Origin of the sequence: Streptomyces sp. NBC_01003, from assembly GCF_045162695.1 — a bacterium.
In the GTDB taxonomy this organism is placed as follows: Bacteria; Actinomycetota; Actinomycetes; order Streptomycetales; family Streptomycetaceae; genus Streptomyces.
The window spans coordinates 6870101-6890715 of the sequence record NZ_CP108707.1 but is presented as its reverse complement, the minus strand read 5'-3'; the positions used below and the strand labels follow the sequence as shown (position 1 = coordinate 6890715).

Below are 20615 nucleotides of genomic sequence, written 5' to 3'. Positions count from 1 at the left end.
CGTGGCAGCGACCTATGACTTCCCGAGTGACCTCCTGGCGGGCCAGGAGGAGCTGCACCAGGTCAGGGCGGATCTCCTGACCCTCCTCAAGCGGCTTCCCTGGTCGGTGGACCCCCTCGACGGGTTCAACGACGACCACGGCTGGCGCAAGCGCGAGCGCCCCGCATCCCCTGGCTGGTCCCCGGACGAGCAGGCAGAGGTCGAAAAGCTACGACAGCGGGAGCGCGAGCTGGCGGTCTTCGTGACGTGCCACCGCTACTGGAAGGACATATCGGGCCCGGACAAGGTGGACGCCCGCATGCGCCTCAAGCGGACCCACGAGGCCGACACCCCGGAGTGACCGAACCCCAGCGGATCACCCCCAGCGACACTCAAGCCGCCTCGCGCATGGCGGCGGCCCACTCGACCACGAGCGCCTCGTACTCCACCCGTTCCTCCGCGCTCAACCGCCCCCCGGCGCGCAGCCAAAGGGCACGTATCTGCTCGTTCACCTCGGCGGCAGGCCGCACGGTCGCGGGTTCGGAAGTCGTGGCCATAACGTGAAGCCTACGTCCATGCACGTGAAGGATGCGTGAAACCCCCGCGGAGTGACGGAAGTTACGACGTCACGCGCACCGCGAGACGGCAACACACCCACCCCACGCAGACATTCCACGCTCCTCCGAGCCCACATAACGGAAGACCACTTCACAACTCCTTCACATGACACATAACGCCCCTTCTATGCACGTACCAACCCAAGGGGGACGCGACCGTGCGCACGCAGGCGTGTGCGCCCGTCGAGCGGACGTGGTCGGTAGCCGAGTGCCCAGGTCACCCCAGCCGTAGCGGCAGCCCCGGTGAACGGCCCATCTCGACTGCGCCCAGCCGTCATTGACCGTGGTTGACCGCACGATGTGGCACGGCTGTGGCACACGACCGCTTCGTGCCGAAGCAATGCGTCCGACCCGATGGGCTGCGGCTCAACGGTCCTTGACCTGTGTGAACTGTTCGCCGGAGTCCATGGACGTCCGCCTCGGTGTGGGGTCGTTGTAGCGCAGTCGGACACTCGGCCCGTGCGCCTACAGGCCGCGTAGTGCCTCGTACAGGTCGCCGTAGGCTGTCCAACAGTCGATGCTGCCGTCTTCGTACAGGCTGCCCATGTACCAGTCGTCGTCGCGGACTGGCTTCACGAGGCACAGACCGTGGAACCCGAGCACGATTTCTGGTTGCAGCACCTCGTCGGCTCCGTCGAAGGCCACCCACTTCACCGCCCTGTTCGGGTCCAGGACAACAGCCTCTTGGTCCCCGGATACGTCGGCGATCTGCTGAAGGGTCCACCCCGGGGGGAGTTGAGCGTCTGCCATCCACGGATGATCCCACCCGTCGGGTGTGGACCACCGCTTAGGAGCGAGGTGGGGTGATCGTGCGAGTGACCTGCACCTTCCTGACCCGGGCCGGGGTCCGGTTGCGCGCCCGCCAAGCGCCCCGATTCCCCGTGAGTCCCCGCCCGACATGGCGCGGGAGTGGCACACGCTCGCCCCTGGTCCTGCGCCCACTCGAAAAGCATGCGTGCGCCCTGCGGCATGACCCATGGGCCGGGGTACTGGGCCTGGCAGCCGGTGCAGCGCGCGACGTACGGGCCGACGTCCGGGTTGGTGAGGATGCCGTAGTGGCTTCGCGGAGGGCTGGTCCAAGGACCGCGACTATGCGACCACCACGCGGGAGCGCAACACCGGCGTACACAACCGATTCATCCTGCCGACGTACCGCGCGGTCCCGCTGCGGGAGATCACCACCTGCAGGTACGGCGCCGGCGTACAGACCTGATTGTGGCGGGGGTCGGCGCGGCCAGCGTCGCCAAGGCGTACCTCCGCGCGATCCTGCACACGGCCGTCGACGACGGACTGATCGAGCGCAACCCGTGCCGGATCAAAGGCGCCGGATCAGTCACGCACACTGGGACGCGCACGTCACCAGCGCATCTCGGCTGATACGAACCGTCGTTGACCGTGGTTGACCGCGTTATGTGGCACAGCTGTGGCACGCGGGCCCGGGGTGCGAGGTGCTGAGTCACGTGATGAGAAGCGCCCCATCTTGCCTGACGGCTACCCCATGGGGGAAACGAGTACGGTCAGGGGTCCATGACCTGCCCGTTCCTGGTGCGCCTCGGTAGCTGACCTGTCACTGGTTGTCGAGTCGGTCACTGCCGAGCCCCTTCGCACGGCCCACAGACGGCCCAGGAACGGAGCGCTGCCGCAGGGCACCTGGGGCTCGGTCACCAGCAGCGCCCCACGCTCCCGCGCTCATGCTCCGAGAACGGAGAAACCCCTGCTCATCGAGCAGGGGTTTCTTTTGCCAAGACGCAGGCTACTGGACTGTCTGCGCGACCGGCTGCGTGGTCGCGCCCGGCTGGCCCGTACCCGTGCCGGTGCCCGTACCCGTGCCGGTGCCCGTACCCGTGCTGGTGCCGGTGCCCGTGCTGGTGCCCGTGCCCGTGCCCGTACCCGTGCCCGTACCCGTGCTGGTGCCCGTGCCGGTGCTGGTGCCCGTACCCGTACCGGTGCCCGTGCCCGTGCCGGTGCTGGTGCCCGTACCCGTACCGGTGCCGGTGCCGGTGCCGGTGCCCGTACCGGTGCCCGTACCCGTACCCGTGCCGGTGCCCGTACCCGTGCCGGTACCGGTGCCGGTGCCCGTGCCCGTGCCCGTGCCCGTGCCGGTACCGGTGCCGGTGCCGGTGCCGGTGCCCGTGCCGGTGCCCGTACCCGTGCCGGTGCCCGTACCCGTGCCGGTGCCCGTACCGGTGCCCGTGCCCGTGGGCTGGCCCGTGGGCTGGCCCGTGGTCCCGCCACCCGAGGCATTGCCCTGACTAACATTCCCGTTGATTGTTGAATCAATTATTTGGTTGATTTGGTTGATTGTCTGGTTGACCACCGTTGCCGGCAGACCGAGGCTCTGCGCCTTGGCTTGTGCAGCGGCTGTGGCCTGCGCCCTCGCCTGCGCCGGGGAGGCGCCTCCACTTATGGCCGCTTTTGCTGCGCTCGTTCCGGCTGCTGCGACAGCGGACGCCCCAGCTGCGCTTCCTGCGGAATCCCCTCCTCCCGCACAGGACGCGGAACCTACAGAGAAAGGCCCTGCGCCTGTGACAGCCGTCGTGATACGGCCGTCAGAAGAGGAAGGCACGCTCATCCCTCCGGGCGAAACGGTGAATGTTCCGTTGGGAGCGAAACCCGCGCCTGTCAGGGTCCCTCCGGCGACCTGACATGATTCATTCGGGACAGCGGAGGCCGACCCCACCGAGCCGGCGGTAATTCCTCCGATGAGTGCGGCTATTGCGGCGGCACCGAGTGCTGCTTTCCTTCGCATGAAACTCTCCTTTGCCTGCGCTTCAACTCGGCGACTGGAGGAGTGTCAGTCCGGACAACAGCAGGCTAGCTCAGCCACTCCACGGGTGCATCTAGGGTTGCAAACACCAGTGGCGAGCATTAGCCTGACCACATTCACTTTGGGAGCATTGCTGAGCAACTCCTGGGTTGATTGATGAAGCGGGCAGGATATTCCCGTGACTACAACCAGACCCCTCTGACCCCTCTGACCTGCTGCGGATGAGCGGTGAGCCGACCCTCCCCAGCAACTTCAGTTGCCTATGAGGTGCCCACTCATTGGAAAATCTGGTTACCGTTAGGCCTGAAATTCCGGCGCTGCGGCCGTTGCCGGACGCAACATACCAATGTGCGCCTCCGGCGGGGACGGGAGCGGATTAAAATCTGCCGCAACAGTGGCGCCGCGGCAGGTTCCTTCGCCGTTCTCAAAGTTGAAGGCGACACTACATGCACCGGTCGCTTCCTCGACGCGAGAGGGATTTCGAAACATTCAATTGACCCCTTGGCCAATTCATCAGGACGCGGGCCGATTCACTTCCATACGCCGTGGCGACAGCATGAATAAGGCGACTCTACGTGCCATTTCTGCTGTCGCAGCAAATGCGAGCCGCCTTGATCTCTGCCATTCGACGATCGAATCAGTAACGCCCCCAGGCTAGAGCTGAAGCGAAACAGGCCTGACCGTCTGATACTCGGCCGGACCCGCTTCGGTAACTCCACACACGAGGCACTGGAGGCCCTTCAGCAGTCGGAGACTGTAGCCAAACCCCCCGGTCTAACCCCATTTGGCTAAATTCATTTTCCTAAACTAGTTGGGCTATCCCAGTGCTCCGCCACGTTAATGGTTCTAGCGCGTAGTAGCCGCGCCGGCATGTGCGGGTGGCTCCAGGCGCCGGGTGTTCCTGCTGGTCTCAGTCTTGCGGATCGAGACCCGTGGTGCCTGATGAGTCCCGTGTCGCCGCGAACGCCGGCCTGTGTGTGATCCGGCTGCATGACGCCCGGCACGGCACCGAGACCCTGCCAACCGCTGCAGGCGTGGCGCCCCGCGTCGTGATGGAGGTCCTCGGACACAGTCAGATCGCGGTCACGATGAACGTGTGCACGCACGTCGAGCAGGACACGCAGCGCGAGGCTGTCAGCCACATGGATCGGCTGCTCAGGCGGCGGCTCGACCGTGAGTGACCATGGGCGTTGATGTGAGCCCTGGATGTCAAAGACCCCCGACCGTAAACGGCCGGGGGTCTTTTCCCAGGTGGGCGCGGACGGTTTCGAACCGCCGACATCTGCCTTGTAAGGGCAGCGCTCTACCACTGAGCTACGCGCCCGGGATGATTCGACAGCCTACCTTGCCCGTGGCGGTACCCCGCAAACCCGTATCGTCCGGCAAAGTCCCGGGGCCCAGAGCGAACTATCCGGCCCGTGTGTTCGTCATTAACCGGTGGGAGAATGACAGCGGGCAGGGCGGATGAGTGCACGGCCGAGGGCAGCACGGGAGAGGGTAGTGACGGCGACACCACCGATGCGGCCGTATGCGTCGTCCATGCGACCGCGCGCCGCGCTTCGCGATCTGCTCGGGCTCGTCCTGCTTCCGCTGCCTCTCGTCGCCGTAGTCGTCGCTGCGGCGCCGGCCGCGTTCGCCGGGGGCGGCACCCGGCGCTGGTTCGGGCGCGGGGAGGGCCAGCGGGCGGAGGCGCAGGCCGCCAAGGACGCCGCCGCGGCCGCGTTCTACGAACTCGACACCGCCCAGCGCGATCTGCGGATCTCCATCGAGACCATCACGGCCGTCGACGACTCGCCCGCCGCGCGCCGCACCGTCTCCGACTTCGAGGCCCTCGGCCGGCGCATCGACGAGGCCAGCCTGCAGTACATCACCGCGGTGGACGCGCACGACCTCGACCGGGACGACCTGGAGGCCTCGGTCGCCTCGCGGGCACGCGCCGAGCTCAGCCGCGCCAAGGACGAGCTGAGCAAGGTGAAGCTGGACCTCGACCGGTTCTCGCAGGGCCTCGGGCCGCTGCTCGGGAAGGCCGAGACGCAGCTGGCGCGGCTGGCCCCCGCCGTCGAGCGGGCGCGGCAGGCGCTCCTTGCGGCGAGCAACTCACTGGACGCCGTGCGCGGCGCCGGGCTCAAGGCCGACGATCTCGCCGCCCGCCTCGCCGCCCTCGGCCCCGAGCTCACCCGGCTCAACCAGGGCGCGGGCCGGCACGGCGTGCCGGAGACCCTGGAGCGCGCCGAGCGGGTCGCGCGGGATGCGGAAGCCGTGCGGGCCGAGGCCCAGCGGCTGCCGGAGCGCGCCGCCGAGATCGACCGCCGCCTCGTCTCACTGCGGACGCGCGCGCAGGCCCTGACCACGCGGGCCGGGCAGGTCGAGCCCGTCCTGAGCGAGCTGCGCAGACGGTTCTCGGCCCAGTGCTGGCAGGACCTCCAGCATGTGCCGGAGCGCGCCGCGGAGAACGTACGGCAGGCGGAGCGGAAGCTGGCCGAGGCGCGTGCGGCGCGGGACGAGCAGCGCTGGCCGGACGCGACGTCGCTCCTGTCGACGGTGCGGGCCCTGCTGAACACGACGGACGAGGACGTGTCCGCCGCCTCCGACCGGCTGCACCGGCTGAACGCCGTGGCGAAGGACCCGCAGCAGGAGATCGACCGGACGCGGTTCGCCATCCGCGACGCGCAGCGGCTCGCCATGTCGGGACGCAGCACGCCCGAGCCGCGGCACGCCCGCCCCCTCGACGACTCCGTGGCCCGCCTCGACCGCGCCGTCGCCGCTCTTGAGGGCCGCCACCCCGATTACTGGCACTTCCTCACGGAGACGGAGGCCGTCCGGCAGACGGTCGCCCGCGTCGTCGCGCAGATCAGGGAGGACCGCGGCGCCCCCTCCTGAACTGCCGCGCTCCTGCCTGGCCTCCGGGCCCCGTCCCTGTTGGCGCCCTCGGGGCTACGGGCGGATCCTTGAGGTACGTACGTGCAAAGGAGGCGATCATGGCCACGCATGTACCCGAAATTCGCCCAGCCCCCCGGCTCCGGCATCCGCGTGTCGTTCTCGACGATCATCTGCCCGTCGACCACGGACTCAGCAAGGTCTACCGGATAGGCGCGGGCCTGATGGGGCTCGTGCTGGTCGCCTTCGGCATCCTGGGCCTCATCGACCAGATCGGATTCTTCGACACCGGCGGCGACAAGGTCACCGGCCTGAACACCAACGGTGCCCTCAGCGTCCTGTCGATCCTTTTCGGCGCTCTGTTGTTCGTCGGCATGGTCATCGGACGGAACGTCGCCTCGACGATCAACATGACCGTCGGCATCCTGTTCATCCTCAGCGGCTTCGTGAACCTCGCCCTGCTCCAGACCGACTACAACTTCCTCGCGTTCAAGATCCAGAACGTACTGTTCAGCTTCGTGGTCGGCGTGATGCTCATGGCCTTCGGGATGTACGGGCGCGTCAGCGGAACGCTGCCACACGACAACCCGTACTGGCGCGCGCGCCACCCGGTAACCGCCGCCCACGAGGACCGCGCCCGCGCCGCCCGGCATCCGCACCCCACCCTCGAGGCGACGAAGGCCCCCGGTGCCACCGAGGTCTCCGGCGCCACCGAGACCACCAAAATCACCGATGGTCCCGGACCGCCGAGAATAATTGATAAATAACCCGTCCACGTGCGAGGCTGCCCCCATGACGCGCAAGGACAGGGGCAGCTCTCGTACGGAGAGCCCGCGCACGGACAGCCCGAGCCGGGACAGCACGTCAGGGGTCTCGTACACCGGGCGCGGCGTCCACCGGATCGTCGTGGAGGCGCTCGCCCGGCGGATCTTCGACGGGACGTACGCGGAGGGGGATCTCCTCGATCTGCCGGGGCTGATGGCCGAGCTGGACGTCAGCCAGACCGTGCTGCGCGAGGCGATCAAGGTGCTGACCACCAAGGGTCTCCTGGACGCCCGGCAGAAGCGGGGGACGTTCATACGCCCGCGCGACGACTGGAACCTTCTCGACAGCGATGTGCTGCGCTGGACGATCGACTCCGGCGCGCCCGGCGCCTTCTTCACCGATCTCCTCGAGCTGCGCCGCGCCGTCGAACCCGCCGCGGCCGCGCTCGCCGCGCTGCACCGCACGGACGAGGATCTCGCCGCCCTCGACGCCGCACTCAGCGCGATGGCCGCCGCCGAGCAGACACCCGTGACCGCCGATCCCGTCATGACCGACAGCGACCCCGTTCTCGCCGTGCGCGCCGACGCCTCCTTCCACACGGCGCTCCTCACCGCCTCCGGCAACCCCTTCTTCGCGCAGATGCGGCGCGTCATCATCCCGGCCCTGGTCGTACGGGACCGGCTCGTGCACGCCGGACGGCACGAACACCCACTGCCCGCCCACGCCCTGGTCGCCGACCGCGTCCGCGCGCGCGACCAGGACGGCGCGTTCGCGGCGATGCTCGACGTGATCGAACTGTCCCGGCGCGGCCATCCCTGACACCTCGCCGCCGCCCCACCCCCGTAACACCCCGAGAGGAACCCCTACGTGAAGATCGCCCGCATCGAGACCTTCCTCGCCCCGCCCCGCTGGATGTTCGTCCGCGTGGAGACCGACGAAGGGGTCGTCGGCTGGGGTGAGCCCGTCGTCGAGGGGCGTGCGGAGCCCGTGCGGGCAGCCGTCGAGGTGCTCGCCGAGTACCTGGTCGGCCAGGACCCGCTGCGCATCGAGGACCACTGGCAGGTCATGACCAAGGGCGGTTTCTACCGCGGCGGGCCGGTCCTGTCGTCCGCCGTCGCCGGGCTCGACCAGGCCCTGTGGGACATCAAGGGCAAGACGTACGGGCAGCCGGTGCACCAGTTGCTCGGCGGGCCGGTGCGTGAGCGGATCCGGGCGTACGCCTGGGTGGGCGGTGACGAGCCGAGCGAGGTCAGGGACGCGGTCAGCGCCCAGGTCGAGGCCGGGTTCACGGCGGTGAAGATGAACGCCACCGGGCGCATGACGCCGCTCGCCACCCGCGAGGAGGTCCGCGCGTGCCTGCTGCGCGCGGAGACCGCCCGTGAAGTCCTGGGCGACGAACGGGATTTCGCGCTCGACTTCCACGGCCGCGTCTCCCCCGCGAACGCCCGCCGGCTGCTCCCCCTGCTCGCCGAGTACGCGCCCCTGTTCGTCGAGGAACCCGTCCTCTCCGACCACATGCAGGCCGTCCCCGATCTGGTGAACGCCTCCAACATCCCGATCGCGCTCGGCGAACGGCTGTTCACCCGACGGGAGTTCCTCGCCCCGCTCCAGGCAGGCGTCGCCGTGGTGCAGCCCGACATCTCGCACGCGGGCGGCATCTCCGAGCTGCGCCGCATCGCCGCGCTCGCCGAGATGTACGGGGCCCACATCGCGCCGCACTGCCCGCTCGGGCCCGTGGCCCTCGCCGCGAGCCTCCAGGTCGCCTTCACCACACCGAACTTCCTCATCCAGGAGCAGTCGATCGGCATCCACTACAACAAGGACGCCGAGCTCCTCGACTACGTATCCGACCGCGAGCCGTTCCGCTTCGTCGCGGGCTCGCTGCTGCGCACGGAACGGCCCGGCCTCGGCGTGGACATCGACGAGGCGGCCGTACGCGCGGCCGACGCCAAGGGCCACGCCTGGCGCAACCCCCTGTGGCGGTACGAGGACGGCTCGTTCGCCGAGTGGTGACCCATGAAACGCCCTACGAAACGCCCAACCATGAAAGGAACCGAGGAGGAGCACGATGGACTTCACTACCGCACTGCGCGCCGAGCGCCTCGTGGCGATCGTCCGGGGAAGCGACGCCGACGCGTCGTTCCGTACGGTCATGGCCCTGGCCGAGGCCGGAATCCCGCTGGTGGAGGTGTCCCTCAGCGGCCGTGACGCCCTCGACGTGATCCGCAGGGCGCGGGCCGAGCTCGGCGACGACGTCTGGCTCGGTGCCGGCACGGTGCTGACCGCCGAGGCCGCCCGCGAGGCTGCCGCCGCCGGGGCGAACCTCATTGTGACGCCCGGGCTGGGCGCCGGGGTCGACGAGTCGCTGCGGCAGGGCCTGCCCGTGCTCGCCGGGGTACTCACGCCGACCGACGTCATCGCGGCCGAGGCGTCCAGGGCGACGGCCCTGAAGATCTTCCCGGCATCGGCGATGGGCGGCCCGTCGTACCTGAAGGCGCTGCGGGGGCCGTTCCCCCGAACGCCGTTCGTGCCGGTGGGCGGGGTCGACGCAGCGGCGGCGACCGCCTATCTGGAGAACGGCGCCATCGCGGTCGGGGTCGGCTCACCCCTCATCGGCGACGCGGCGGACGGCGGGGACCTGGGTCAACTGCGCAAGCGGGCGACCGAGTTCAAGGCGGTGTGCGGATGACGACGCCGAGTTCGGCGAGCCCCGCTCCAGCCGGGGCCCCCGCCTCCCCCATCGACGTACTCACCTTCGGCGAGACCATGGTCGCGCTGCGCGGCCACGGTCCGTTCAAGCTGGGCGGCTCGATGGACCTGTCCGTGGCGGGCGCCGAGTCGAACGTCGCCATCGGTCTCACCCGGCTCGGCCACAGCGTCCGCTGGGCGGGCGCGGTCGGCGCCGACGAGGCGGGCGAACTGGTCCTGCGCACGCTGCGCGCCGAGGGCGTCGACACATCCTGTGTCACCCGTGACACCGGCGCCCCTACGGGTCTGATCCTGTTCGAGCCGCGGCTGCCCGAGGTGACGCGGGTGCAGTACTACCGTGCGGGCTCGGCGGGTTCGCGGCTCGACGCCGACCGCGTCGAGCGGGCCTTCGCCGCGGGTCCGCCGCCCCGCGTCCTGCATCTGACGGGGATCACGCCCGCGCTCAGCACCTCCGCGCGCGACGCGTGCCGGCGCGCCCTGCGGCTCGCCCGCGAACACAGCGTTCCGGTCAGCCTGGACGCCAACTACCGCTCCCGGCTGTGGAGTTCGGAGGCGGCTGCCGCGGAACTGCGCGACTGGATGCCGTACGTCGATGTCCTCATCGCCTCCGACGACGAGCTGCCGCTGTGCGCGGCGCCCGGGCCCGACCCGGTCAAGGACCTCCTCGATCTCGGGGTGCGCGAGGTCGTCGTCAAGCTCGGCGCCGACGGGGCGATCGCCCACTCGGCCGACGGTGAGCTACGTGTCCCGGCGCGGCCGGTGCGCGCCGTGGACGCGGTCGGGGCCGGTGACGCCTTCGTCGCCGGCTATCTCTCCGCGCTCCTCGACGGCGAGGACACCGCCGGGCGCCTCGACCGGGCGGTGACGACGGGCGCCTTCGCGGTCGCGCAGCCGGGCGACTGGGAGGGGGCACCCACACGGGCGGAACTCGGGCTGCTCGGGGCGGGCCGAGGCACGGTCGTACGCTGACGCCCGCGGGGCACGGCCAGCTAACCTGTGCCCATGCCACGCTACGAGTACCGCTGCCGGACCTGCGGCGACACGTTCGAACTGAGCCGCCCCATGGCCGAGTCCTCGGCCCCCGCGGACTGCCCCGCCGGCCACGACGACACGGTGAAGCTGCTGTCGACCGTCGCCGTGGGCGGCACGACATCGGCCGCCGCACCGGCCCGCCCCGCCGGCGGCGGAGGCGGGGGCTGCTGCGGCGGGGGTTGCTGCGGGTGAACGTACGGGTCCCTCAGGGGTACGTACGCGGCTGCCGGACCCTCTCGACCAGCTCCCGCAGGATCGTCTCGCCCGCCGCGACGCCCCGGTCCTCCAGGGCCATGACGTGCGGCGCCGTCCAGCCCGCGTCCGCCAGCTCGCCGTGGCCGGGGCGCCAGGCGTGGTCGGCCGCGAGGAGCAGGTCCGCGTCGAGCAGGGAGTCGCCGGCCGCGAGCGTGAGGTCGGCGCCGGAGCGGCGGGCCACCTCGTGCATGGCCGCGCTCTTGGTGAGCGGCTTCGGCACGGCGTAGATCTTTCGGCCCTGGAGGGAGACCGTCCAGCCGCGGCGCTCCGCCCAGACCGCGAGTTCTTTGACCCAGCCCTCCGGGAGCAGGGACCGCTCGACCACGAGATACGCGAAGAGGCCCTCGGCGACGCGCTCCTTCAGGAGCCACGCCGGGTCGGCCGTCCGCACCAGATGCGCCCTCACCTCGTCGAGCGGCGCGCACTCCGCGGCCAGCCGCTCGTCGACAGCGGCCCGCCAGTCCGGGTCGGAAACGCCGTCCACCAGCAGGTGACCGCCGTTGGCGCAGATCGCGAACTGCGGTGCGGGGCCCGGGAGATGGATGCGCCCGTACTGCTCACGGGTGCGGGTCGTGGTCGGGACGAAGAGAGCGCTGCGGCCGAGTTCGCCGAGCAGCTCGGCCGCGTCCTCGGTGACGTAGGAGAGGGGCTTGCCCTCGTAGACCTCGACGCACAGCAGGCGCGGCGCCTGCGCGTCGGGCACGGTCAGGCCGAGGGCTGCGGCGGAGTAGATCAGGGTGCGGTCGAGGTCACTGGCGACCAGGGTGACGGGCGTGGCGCTCACTTCGCGGCCACCGCCTTGCCGTCCGCGCCGGTGGCGCCCCGCGTGTACTTCGGGTGGATCAACCCGACGCAGGTGTAGGGGAGTTCGGCGACCTCCTCGACCGGTACCCCGCGCTGCTCGGCGAGCAGGCGTACGTGGTCGAGGTCGGCGCCGGCGCCGGTGCGGGCGAGTATCTTCCACGGGACACGGCGCAGCAGCACGCGGGTCGTCTCGCCGACGCCGGGCTTCACCAGGTTCACGTCGTGGATCTCGTACTCCTCACTGATCCGCTCGACGGCCGCCCAGCCCTCCCAGGTGGGCGCGCGGTCGGCGGAGAGCATCTCCTTGACCTGGGCGTCCACGGCGTCGGCGACCTCGTCGAAGCAGGCCTCGACGGTGTCGAGGAAGTGCGTCGAGACATCCGCCTCCGCGAGCTCGCGGTAGAACTTGCCGCCGTGGAAGTCGTTCGGCCCGACGAGGTCGGCGCGCAGCACCGTACGCGATATCAGCCCGGAGACCGTCGAGTTGAGGCACGCGGACGGGATGAGGAAGTCCTCGCGGGTGCCGTAGGTACGCACGCAGGACCCGGGGTCGGCGAGCACCGCGATCTCCGGGTCGAACCCGGGGCCGCCCTCATTTCGCTGATGGGTCTTGAGTGCTTCGGCCAGTTCGCGGGTGATCGCGCCCTTGCCGGTCCAGCCGTCGACGAAGACGACATCGGCCGGGTCGTGGTGGGCGGCGAGCCAGCGCAGCGCGTTCGCGTCGATGCCGCGGCCGCGGACGATCGAAACGGCGTAGTGCGGCAGGTCGAGGCCGCGCCGCGCCTGCGCCCAGCGGCGCATCAGCACGCCGACGGGCGTCCCGGCGCGGGCGAGCGAGACGAGCACGGGACGCGGGGACCGTTCCGCGAGCACGGTCTCGGTCACGACGCCGACCGCCTGCGCGATCCGCGCGGCCGAGACCTCGAGGGCGGACTGGAACAGCGCCTGGTACTCGGCGCTCGGCTGGTACTCGACGGGCAGCGACTCGGCGTAGTGCGCGCCACCGCCCTGTATCGCCTCCTCGCGCTCCTCGGTCGGCGCCTCCAGCTCGACGTCCGAGAGGTCCTGGAGCAGCCAGCCGACCTCGTCGGGCGCGTACGAGGAGAAGGCGGGGCCGCGGAGGGGCTCGGGGAGCGTGGGGGACACGAGGGGCCTTTCGGGGGCGGTCCCCTGGGGGACGTAGGAAGGCACGACGGCGAGCAGCACGCGCGGGGTGTGCTCGGCGAGTCGCGCCAAAAGGCCGTCCGGGGCGTGCAGTTGGGGCGTGTCCGCGGTGGAGTCGACGACGGCGACGATCGCGTCGAAGTCACCGCCCACGACGTTGTACGCGTAGCGCTCGCCCGGCCCGTCGGCCGGGTCGTCGTGGGCGGGGAAGACGAGTCGCGTACGGATCGCGTAGCCGGGGTCGTCGACGGCGAGGACCGGCGAACGGGTCGTGGTGGAGTAGCGCACCTGCGCCCGCGTGCTCTTCTCGACCTCGCGGGCCAGGGCGAGCGGCGCGTACATCAGCTCCTCGAAACCGAGGACGAGTACGCGGCGGGCGTCCCCCAGGGGCGCGCTCAGGCGGGCGGCCATCGCGGGGAGCGCCGCGTCGAGCGCCGCGCGGTGCTCCGGCGTGAAGCCGTGCCGGCCTCCGTCGGGCACGGACGCGGGCCAGCCGAGGTCCACGCGGGTCACGCTGCCCGGCTCACTGCCCGGCTCTGTGGGCGGCTCGCCGCCCGGCCCTGTGCGCTCCGTCGGGGTCTCGGCGAGGGACTCGTGGTGGGCGACGAGCGCCTGCCCCTTGGCGAGGACGCCGTCGGGGAGCTTGACGGTGCCGGACGCCGACGCGACCAGGTCGACGCGGGCGCCGATCTCACGGGCGAAGTCGGCCAGGCGGCCCCGGTCGTCGGGCGAACGCATGTCGACGAGGGCGACGATGACGTAGTGCCCGCGCGGGTAGCGCTCGTGCAGGGCGCGGATCGTGTTGAGGACCGTATTGCCCGTGGAGAACTCGTCGTCGACGAGGACGAGCGCCCCGTCGCCCGCGAGCAGCCGGGGGTCCTCCGGCAGCAGCAGATGCGAGGTGGCGTGCGAGTGGGACTCCTCGAAGCCGCCCGCGCGCGCCACCCCGTCGACGGGGCGCCGCGTCGAGTGCAGATAGGGCGCGAGGCCCAGGCCGTCGGCGACGGAGTGCCCGAGACCCGTCGCCGTCTCGGCGTATCCGAGCACGACCGCCTGCCGCGCCGCGTCGTCGCCGAGCAGCTCGCGCACCCGCAGACCGAGGTCGTACCCGGCACGCCAGACCACGGCCGGCGACTGGGGCACGTGCTTGCCGAGGACGTTCGACACGAGCAGATGGGCCCGCTTGGGATTGCGGCGCAGGGCAAGGCCCAGCAGCCCGGATATCTCCTCGTCACCGACGAGCTCGACCCCGAGCCGCTGTGCGACCCATGTCCCCGACCAGACCACTTCGCCCCTTTTCGTTGCTTTCATCATGACTCGCGCGCTCGTCACGCGGGCAGGCCGGCGTTGAGCAGCTCCACGAAGCCGACGTCCTCACGGGCGACGCCGAAGACCTCCGCCCGCTGGAGGGTCCGCTCGGCCCAGGCCCGGTGCGGCTTCACTTCATTCATCTTGTTCGTGTACGCGGATCTGAGGACGCCACCGCCACCGCGCTCGGGCCGCAGGATGTCCTGGGCGTCGCCGTACTCCTCGTGACTGACCACGGACAGCGCGTGCACGGGCATCACGTGCGAGGGGTGGATACAGGTCTTGCCGAGCAGGCCGTTGGCCCGGTCCAGCTCGATCTCGCGCAGCAGGCCGTCCATGTCGTGCTCGATGAGGGCCTGGCGCAGCTCGACGGCCCGGCTCTCCAGGAAGGGGCTGCGGCGCAGCTGCGGCTTGAACATCCGCTCCTGGTGACGGAAGTACTCCCAGACGGGCCCGGTCACGGTGAAGCCGGTGCCGTCGGCCCGGCCGAGCAGATTGACCACGTCCCCGATCACGGAGGCCACGATCTGGACGTCGTACGCGGTCATGTCCGGCGGCCTGCGCAGCCCGTACGCGGAGCAGAAGTCGGTCACGCCGAGGCGCAGGGCCAGGACGCGGTCGCGGTACTTGTCTACGGTACGGGCGATCCCGGCGAGGGTCTCGCCCCGCGTCTCCAGGTGCAGGAGCTCGGGCGACTCCAGGACGGGCATCGCGAAGAGGCGCCGTCCGGTGGCCGCCTCGGCGGAGGAGAGCGCCTCCAGGAACGGCACGCCCCGCTCCTCGGTGAACTTCGGCAGTACGAATCCGGACAGCAGTCGCGCGGCGGGGCCGAGGCGACGGACGAGGTCGGTGATCTGTCCGGCGGCGCGGACACGGACGAACAGCAGCGGAGGCTGCGCGTCCGGCCGGGCCGCGAGGTCGGCGAACTGCCCGACCAGGTTCTCCTCGGCGTCCGCAACCTCCGCGTCGTCGATCGAGTCCTCCAGGCACAGCACCATCGAGACGACACCCCGGCCCGCCTGCTTGAGGACGTCGTCGGCGAGGCGCGGCCGCGTGGCCGGGCTGTAGAGCGTGGCTCCGAGGGCCGCCGCGAGCATGCGGGGCGACGAGTCCGCGGTGAAGTCACCGGGCTCCCGGTGGAACAGGTGCTGCCGCACCTCAGGGGCGATATGCCCGAAATGACGCATGAGACTCCCCCGTCGTGCCGCTCTGGCCCGAATTTAAGTGGCCGGTAATAGTACGTAGGGATCCATGTCAAGGGTTCCCATCGGGCATGAAATTCAGGTAACCCACCCATGTCGAGTATGTCCCTCGTCCCACAGTCTCGGGCCCCCGCGTTGTCCTGGCCAGGACAGGGAAGGCAGGATGACCGCATGACGCACGCGATGCTGAAGGGGTCGAACGTCCCGCTCGAGGCCACGGCGGTCCGCGCCGTGCTGCGCTGGGCCACCGGCCAGGGCGTGCCCGACGTCGACGCCTCGGCGCTGCTCCTCGGCCCCGACGGTCGCGTACGGTCCGACGAGGACTTCGTCTTCTACAACCAGCCCCGGCACCCCTCGGGCAAGGTCTGGCGGCTCGGCAAGAAGCGCGTCGCCGACGGACTCACCGACACGATCCAGTCGGACCTGGCGGGCCTCGGCCCCGAGGTCGGCCGCGTCCTCCTCGTCGCCTCGGCGGACGACGTCCCTTTCGACCGTGTACCCGCCCTGCGGATCCTGATCTACGACGCCGCGGCCGCGGAGGGCGAGCCCCTCGCCCGCTTCGACGTGAAGCCGGAGACGGGCGCCGAGACGGCGCTGATCTGCGGCGAGCTGTACCGGCGCGGTGAGGGCTGGAAGTTCCGGGCCCTGGGCGAGGGCTACTCGAACGGTCTGGTCGGCCTGGCGACCGATTTCGGCATCTCGGTGGACGAGTCGGAGCCGGCGCCGGACCTTCAGGCGTCGTCGCCTCCGGGCCCGATGCCGGCCGCCGAGCCGTCGTTCCCGCCTCCGGCCCCCGACACCTCGTTCATGGGGTCGGGGTCGGATTGGGGATCAGGCTCGGGGTCGGATGCGGGTTCGGGCTACGGGTATCCGCAGGCGCCCACGCAGCAGCCCATCGCCGCGTCGCTCCCTCAGCCCGCGCCCCAGCCCGTCTCCCAGCCCTCGTACGGGTACCCGCCAGCGGCGCCCACGCAGCCCGCGCCGCTGGTGATGCCGGTGCCGACGACGGAGCCCGCGTACGGCTATCCGCAGCCGGTGCAGCCGCTGCCCGACCCGAACTTCGCCCTGCCGCCGCAGGGCCCGCAGTTCATCTCACGCTGAGCCCACGACCGGCCCCGGGCGACTCGGGGCCGGATCGGGCGACGGAACAGGGCCCCGGCGTCTGATCTGCCGGAGATGCCCTAGCGCTCCCCGACCTTGGACTTGTACCCCCGGCCCCACTGAAGGCCCCACCCGTACAGCCGGTCCAGCTCGGCCTGGAACCCGTACACGAACTTCACCTCGCGTCGCACGATCAGCTCACCCTTGACGTTCTCGATCGTGACGACGGCGCAGGAGCGGGCCTGCGGGGCGCGCTCGTCGAGACTGATCTCGACGCGCGGACCGTTGCTCGGGTAGAGCGTGACGTGGGCGTGCGTACGGTCGAACGCCGGTGTCTGGTCGTAGATGTAGACGAAGACAAGCAGTCGCTTGATGGACTCGCGATGGTCGAGATTGACGTAGATCGTCTCACCCGACGCCGAGCCGAAGCGGTCGTCCCCGCTGAGCTTCACGTACGGCGGCGCGTTGAGCGCGCCGAAGAAGCTGCCGAGCGGCTGGACCACGCCCTTCTCCCCGTCGGTCAGCTCATACAGACAGCCGAGGTCGAGGTCCACATTGACCATGCTCTGCGTATGGGCCTGCACCACATCGGGCTTGAACAGCTTGAAGGGGTGCCTCAGCAGGCTCTCGCGTTCCGGGCCGCCGATGTCCGAAGTCCGCATCCGCCAGGACAGGTTGATACGCAGATTTCCGGTGGCCGCCCCCTGTTTGGTGAGCGAGACGACCGGGTGCCGCTTGGTGAGTTCGATGGAGTTCGACGCGGCGCTGCCCGACTCGAAATCCGCCGCACGCCCCCGCCACAGTCCGTCCCAGAAGGACATTTCGCCCCCAAGTGCCCATGTTTCGTGGTCCAGTTACGCCGACGGGGCGGCCGGTGAGGAGTTCTCCTCGCAGACCGCCCCGCTCACAGCGTTCCAGGATCAGAGCCCGGACGAAACCTCAGTCTTCTCGCCCGAGGCCGTCGCTTTTCCCTCAGCGGCCGCGATTCGCGAGTTGCGGCGCACCGACGACCAGAACGACCAGGCGATCAGGATGACGCCGATCATGCCCGTGATGACCTCGTGGATCTCGTACTGGATCGTGATCATGAGGATCACGGCGAGGGCGCCGATCGCGTAATGCGCGCCGTGCTCCAGGTACACGTAGTCGTCCAGGGTGCCCTGGCGGACCAGGTAGACCGTGAGCGAACGGACGTACATGGCACCGATGCCGAGGCCGAGAGCCATCAGCACGATGTCGTTGGTGATGGCGAAGGCGCCGATGACGCCGTCGAAGGAGAACGACGCGTCCAGGACCTCAAGGTAGAGGAACATGAAGAACGCGGCCTTGCCCGCCATCACTATGGCCGGCGCGGCCTTTCCGCTCTTCCTGGCCTCTTCCTCAGCCTCGTGCTCACGCTCCTCTTCCTCCTCCAGGCGGTTCTCGAAGAAGCCGGAGAGCCCGCCCACGATGAGATACGTGATCAGACCGGCGATGCCGGAGATGAGCACCGTCTCTGCCTTGTCCACATGGACGCCGCCGTGCTGGTGGGCGTGCGTGGCCACGGTGAACGAGGAGATCAGGAGCACGATCATCGCGATGCAGACCGACAGCATGTCGACCTTGCCGAGCTTGGCGAGCGGACGCTCGATCCAGCGCAGCCACTGGACGTCCCGCTCCTCGAAGACGAAGTCGAGGAAGATCATCAACAGGAACATGCCACCGAACGCGGCGATCGACGGGTGCGCGTCGGTCACCAGCTGCTGGTACTTGTCCTTGTCGTTGAGCGCGAGCTTGACCGCCTCGATGGGGCCGAGCTTGGCACTGACCGCGACGATCACGACGGGGAAGACCAGTCGCATACCGAAGACGGCGATCAGCACACCGACCGTCAGGAAGATCTTCTGCCAGAAGGCATTCATCTTCTTCAGGATTCCGGCATTGATCACCGCGTTGTCGAAGGACAGCGAGATCTCGAGAACGGCAAGGATCGCGACGACCCCGAATGCTGTCCATCCGTCGTAGAACACAGCCGCGACCAGGCCGAGCGCAGTAATTGCGAACGACCAGCCGAAGGTTTTCAAAACCACTGGCTACCCCATCAGGTGTGTACGGGTCTCCCCCGCGCCGGTAGGACGGGGCTCCCCCGCTCCGCGCACGGCTTTACGAAACATTGACCCCGAAGTCTAGAGCGATGCCGCGAAGGCCCGACGCGTACCCCTGCCCAACGGCGCGGAACTTCCATTCGCCGCCGTACCGGTACACCTCGCCGAAGATCATCGCGGTCTCCGTGGACGCGTCCTCGCTCAGGTCGTAGCGGGCGAGTTCCTGGCCGTCGGCCTGATTGACCACGCGGATGAACGCGTTGCTGACCTGGCCGAACGTCTGCCCTCGGTTGTCCGCGTCATGGATCGAGACCGGGAAGACGATCTTGTCGCAGAACGCCGGCACCTTGGACAGGTCGATCAGGATCGACTCGTCGTCACCCTCGCCCTCACCGGTGAGGTTGTCGCCGGTGTGCTCGACGGAGCCGTCCGGGCTGGTGAGCTGGTTGTAGAAGATGAACCACTCGTCGCCGAGCACCCGGCCGTCCTTGCACAGCAGCGCGCTGGCGTCGAGGTCGAAGTCGGCTCCGGTGGTGGAACGCGCGTCCCAGCCGAGTCCGATCAGCACCTGTGTGAGGTTCGGTGCGGCCTTGGAGAGGGAGACATTGCCCCCCTTGGCGAGCGTGACACCCATGATCGTGATCCTCCCCGGTGTGATGTCGCTTGAGTTGTCTAGCGCGTCCGGCGCCGCACTCACGTGCGACGCCGGACGGTCATACGGTCGTGCTCGGCTCAGACATTGACGCCGAAGTCCTGCGCGATGCCGCGCAGACCCGAGGCGTAGCCCTGGCCGATGGCGCGGAACTTCCACTCCGCGCCGTTCCTGTACAGCTCGCCGAAGACCATGGCGGTCTCCGTCGAGGCGTCCTCGGAGAGGTCGTACCGGGCGATTTCCGCGCCGCCCGCCTGGTTCACGACGCGGATGAACGCGTTGCGCACCTGGCCGAACGACTGCTGGCGGTTCTCGGCGTCGTAGATCGAGACCGGGAACACGATCTTGTCCACATCGGCCGGGACGCCGGCGAGGTTGACCTTGAGCTGCTCGTCGTCACCCTCGCCTTCACCCGTGGTGTTGTCGCCGGTGTGCTCGACCGAGCCGTCCGGGCTCTTCAGGTTGTTGAAGAACACGAAGTTGGCGTCACTGCTGACCTTGCCCTCCGTGTTCGTCAGGATGGCGCTGGCGTCAAGGTCGAAGTCCGTGCCCGTGGTGGTACGAACGTCCCACCCGAGGCCGATGATGACCGCGGTCAGGCCAGGAGCCTCCTTGGTCAGCGATACGTTGCCGCCCTTGCTGAGGCTGACTCCCACGAGTCCTCCCATTGGTGTCGGGGGCGGGGAGCCCCGTCGTGCATTGGTATCGGATCAACGTCTGGATCCTAGTGACCGGTTCCCGGCAGCCACAGGCTCCGCACCCGAAGAATCCCAGGGTGTCATCCCCGGGACATCCCCGAGAGATGCGCGGAGCACGCCCTTGTGACCCCTGAGGGGTCAGAGGGTGTCGATCGCCTTGACGTATTCGTTGAGGTCGCGGGCGTCCGGCAGGCCGTTGACGACGGTCCAGCGGACCACGCCCTCCTTGTCGATGATGAAGGTGCCGCGCACCGCGCAGCCCTTCTCCTCGTCGAAGACGCCGTACGCGCGCGAGGCCTCGCCGTGCGGCCAGAAGTCCGACAGGAGCGGGTACTCCAGGCCCTCCTGCTCGGCGAAGACGCGCAGGCTGAACGGCGAGTCGTTGGACACGGCGAGCAGCTGGACGTCGTCGTTGACGAACTTCGGCAGCTCGTCGCGCAGGGCGCACAGCTCGCCGGTGCAGACGCCGGTGAAGGCGAACGGGTAGAAGAGCAGCACCACGTTCTTCTCACCCCGGAAGTCCGAGAGCCGCACGGTCTCGCCGTGCTGCGTCTTGAGCTCGAAATCCGGAGCCTTCGTGCCGACCTCGATCGTCATGGTC

At 69.5% G+C, this 20615-nt stretch carries 20 protein-coding genes, 1 tRNA gene and 1 pseudogene; 10 read left to right on the top strand and 12 right to left on the bottom strand.

Going from position 1 to position 20615, the window contains the following annotated elements; genetic code table 11:
- Position 1 precedes the first annotated feature (1 nt).
- Positions 2-340 (top strand): hypothetical protein, encoded by a 339-nt coding sequence (locus tag OG698_RS31370; protein WP_406106996.1) that lies wholly within the window; start codon positions 2-4, stop codon positions 338-340.
- A gap of 31 nt (positions 341-371) precedes the next feature.
- Here the strand turns inward: OG698_RS31370 and OG698_RS31365 are convergent, their stop codons facing one another.
- From OG698_RS31365 to OG698_RS31355, 3 genes are all read right to left on the bottom strand, one after another.
- Positions 372-536: a hypothetical protein gene (locus OG698_RS31365; protein ID WP_165914432.1), complete on the bottom strand. Its 165-nt coding sequence runs from the start codon at positions 534-536 to the stop codon at positions 372-374.
- A 525-nt stretch (positions 537-1061) separates the two neighbouring features.
- On the bottom strand, positions 1062-1346 hold the full coding sequence (locus OG698_RS31360; RefSeq protein WP_406106994.1) for a hypothetical protein: 285 nt from the start codon (positions 1344-1346) through the stop codon (positions 1062-1064).
- A gap of 1003 nt (positions 1347-2349) precedes the next feature.
- Positions 2350-2913, bottom strand: a complete 564-nt coding sequence (locus tag OG698_RS31355; RefSeq protein ID WP_406106992.1) for a hypothetical protein — start codon at positions 2911-2913, stop codon at positions 2350-2352.
- Positions 2914-4310: 1397 nt separating this feature from the next.
- Between OG698_RS31355 and OG698_RS31350 the strand changes: the two are divergent.
- Positions 4311-4544: pseudogene (locus tag OG698_RS31350) on the top strand (site-specific integrase); the annotation flags it as partial.
- A gap of 71 nt (positions 4545-4615) precedes the next feature.
- Here OG698_RS31350 and OG698_RS31345 read toward each other — a convergent pair.
- A tRNA-Val gene (locus OG698_RS31345) sits at positions 4616-4687 on the bottom strand.
- Positions 4688-4902: 215 nt separating this feature from the next.
- Between OG698_RS31345 and OG698_RS31340 the strand changes: the two genes are divergently transcribed.
- The 7 genes from OG698_RS31340 (at position 4903) to OG698_RS31310 (ending at position 10938) form a co-directional block, all read left to right on the top strand.
- Complete coding sequence (locus tag OG698_RS31340; protein WP_406106991.1) at positions 4903-6243, top strand: hypothetical protein; 1341 nt, start codon at positions 4903-4905, stop codon at positions 6241-6243.
- A gap of 98 nt (positions 6244-6341) precedes the next feature.
- A complete protein-coding gene (locus tag OG698_RS31335; protein WP_406106989.1) occupies positions 6342-7007 on the top strand; it encodes a DUF4383 domain-containing protein in 666 nt (221 codons plus the stop codon).
- Between the two features lie 25 nt (positions 7008-7032).
- Positions 7033-7824 (top strand): FadR/GntR family transcriptional regulator, encoded by a 792-nt coding sequence (locus OG698_RS31330; RefSeq protein WP_406106988.1) that lies wholly within the window; start codon positions 7033-7035, stop codon positions 7822-7824.
- A 48-nt stretch (positions 7825-7872) separates the two neighbouring features.
- Positions 7873-9018, top strand: coding sequence for a galactonate dehydratase (gene dgoD / locus OG698_RS31325; RefSeq protein ID WP_406106986.1), 1146 nt, complete (start codon positions 7873-7875; stop codon positions 9016-9018).
- A gap of 55 nt (positions 9019-9073) precedes the next feature.
- Positions 9074-9694, top strand: a complete 621-nt coding sequence (locus OG698_RS31320) for a bifunctional 4-hydroxy-2-oxoglutarate aldolase/2-dehydro-3-deoxy-phosphogluconate aldolase (RefSeq protein WP_406106984.1) — start codon at positions 9074-9076, stop codon at positions 9692-9694.
- Positions 9691-10683, top strand: coding sequence for a sugar kinase (locus tag OG698_RS31315; RefSeq protein ID WP_406106983.1), 993 nt, complete (start codon positions 9691-9693; stop codon positions 10681-10683). The genes OG698_RS31320 and OG698_RS31315 overlap by 4 nt, the downstream gene beginning before the upstream one ends.
- A gap of 33 nt (positions 10684-10716) precedes the next feature.
- Positions 10717-10938, top strand: a complete 222-nt coding sequence (locus OG698_RS31310; protein ID WP_326775924.1) for a zinc ribbon domain-containing protein — start codon at positions 10717-10719, stop codon at positions 10936-10938.
- A 13-nt stretch (positions 10939-10951) separates the two neighbouring features.
- On the opposite strand, the gene OG698_RS31305 is transcribed toward OG698_RS31310, so the two are convergent.
- From OG698_RS31305 to OG698_RS31295, 3 genes are read right to left on the bottom strand one after another with little or no spacing between them, the layout of a single operon-like run.
- Positions 10952-11785 (bottom strand): HAD family hydrolase, encoded by an 834-nt coding sequence (locus OG698_RS31305; RefSeq protein WP_406106981.1) that lies wholly within the window; start codon positions 11783-11785, stop codon positions 10952-10954.
- Positions 11782-14283 carry a phosphoribosyltransferase gene (locus tag OG698_RS31300; protein ID WP_406106980.1) on the bottom strand — a complete coding sequence of 834 codons (2502 nt, stop codon included), beginning with the start codon at positions 14281-14283 and terminating at the stop codon, positions 11782-11784. Before OG698_RS31300 ends, OG698_RS31305 begins: the two co-directional genes overlap by 4 nt.
- A gap of 14 nt (positions 14284-14297) precedes the next feature.
- A complete protein-coding gene (locus tag OG698_RS31295) occupies positions 14298-15464 on the bottom strand; it encodes an HpcH/HpaI aldolase/citrate lyase family protein (protein ID WP_406106978.1) in 1167 nt (388 codons plus the stop codon).
- 186 nt (positions 15465-15650) lie between these two features.
- On the opposite strand from OG698_RS31295, the gene OG698_RS31290 reads away from it, so the two are divergent.
- Entirely contained in the window at positions 15651-16580 is a 930-nt protein-coding gene (locus OG698_RS31290; RefSeq protein ID WP_406106976.1) for a TerD family protein, read from the top strand.
- Positions 16581-16660: 80 nt separating this feature from the next.
- On the opposite strand, the gene OG698_RS31285 is transcribed toward OG698_RS31290, so the two are convergent.
- From OG698_RS31285 to OG698_RS31265, 5 genes are all read right to left on the bottom strand, one after another.
- Positions 16661-17401 (bottom strand): Tellurium resistance, encoded by a 741-nt coding sequence (locus OG698_RS31285; RefSeq protein ID WP_100591942.1) that lies wholly within the window; start codon positions 17399-17401, stop codon positions 16661-16663.
- A gap of 99 nt (positions 17402-17500) precedes the next feature.
- The gene (locus tag OG698_RS31280) at positions 17501-18649 is read right to left on the bottom strand and encodes a DUF475 domain-containing protein (RefSeq protein WP_406106974.1); all 1149 of its coding nucleotides are present in this window, start codon (positions 18647-18649) and stop codon (positions 17501-17503) included.
- 73 nt (positions 18650-18722) lie between these two features.
- Entirely contained in the window at positions 18723-19298 is a 576-nt protein-coding gene (locus tag OG698_RS31275; protein ID WP_100591940.1) for a TerD family protein, read from the bottom strand.
- Positions 19299-19396: 98 nt separating this feature from the next.
- Positions 19397-19972, bottom strand: coding sequence for a TerD family protein (locus OG698_RS31270; RefSeq protein WP_100591939.1), 576 nt, complete (start codon positions 19970-19972; stop codon positions 19397-19399).
- A 180-nt stretch (positions 19973-20152) separates the two neighbouring features.
- Positions 20153-20611, bottom strand: coding sequence for a peroxiredoxin (locus OG698_RS31265; RefSeq protein WP_100591938.1), 459 nt, complete (start codon positions 20609-20611; stop codon positions 20153-20155).
- Positions 20612-20615: the final 4 nt, after the last annotated feature.

Bases quoted from the DNA above. Each gene is read 5' to 3' on its own strand.
- OG698_RS31360 (WP_406106994.1), bottom strand. From the start codon at position 1,346: ATGGCAGACGCTCAACTCCCCCCGGGGTGGACCCTTCAGCAGATCGCC.
- OG698_RS31340 (WP_406106991.1), top strand. From the start codon at position 4,903: ATGCGACCGCGCGCCGCGCTTCGCGATCTGCTCGGGCTCGTCCTGCTT.
- OG698_RS31295 (WP_406106978.1), bottom strand. From the start codon at position 15,464: ATGCGTCATTTCGGGCATATCGCCCCTGAGGTGCGGCAGCACCTGTTC.
- OG698_RS31335 (WP_406106989.1), top strand. From the start codon at position 6,342: ATGGCCACGCATGTACCCGAAATTCGCCCAGCCCCCCGGCTCCGGCAT.
- OG698_RS31285 (WP_100591942.1), bottom strand. From the start codon at position 17,401: ATGTCCTTCTGGGACGGACTGTGGCGGGGGCGTGCGGCGGATTTCGAG.
- OG698_RS31275 (WP_100591940.1), bottom strand. From the start codon at position 19,298: ATGGGTGTCACGCTCGCCAAGGGGGGCAATGTCTCCCTCTCCAAGGCC.
- OG698_RS31300 (WP_406106980.1), bottom strand. From the start codon at position 14,283: ATGATGAAAGCAACGAAAAGGGGCGAAGTGGTCTGGTCGGGGACATGG.
- OG698_RS31265 (WP_100591938.1), bottom strand. From the start codon at position 20,611: ATGACGATCGAGGTCGGCACGAAGGCTCCGGATTTCGAGCTCAAGACG.
- OG698_RS31320 (WP_406106984.1), top strand. From the start codon at position 9,074: ATGGACTTCACTACCGCACTGCGCGCCGAGCGCCTCGTGGCGATCGTC.
- OG698_RS31330 (WP_406106988.1), top strand. From the start codon at position 7,033: ATGACGCGCAAGGACAGGGGCAGCTCTCGTACGGAGAGCCCGCGCACG.
- OG698_RS31290 (WP_406106976.1), top strand. From the start codon at position 15,651: ATGACGCACGCGATGCTGAAGGGGTCGAACGTCCCGCTCGAGGCCACG.
- OG698_RS31365 (WP_165914432.1), bottom strand. From the start codon at position 536: ATGGCCACGACTTCCGAACCCGCGACCGTGCGGCCTGCCGCCGAGGTG.
- OG698_RS31315 (WP_406106983.1), top strand. From the start codon at position 9,691: ATGACGACGCCGAGTTCGGCGAGCCCCGCTCCAGCCGGGGCCCCCGCC.
- OG698_RS31310 (WP_326775924.1), top strand. From the start codon at position 10,717: ATGCCACGCTACGAGTACCGCTGCCGGACCTGCGGCGACACGTTCGAA.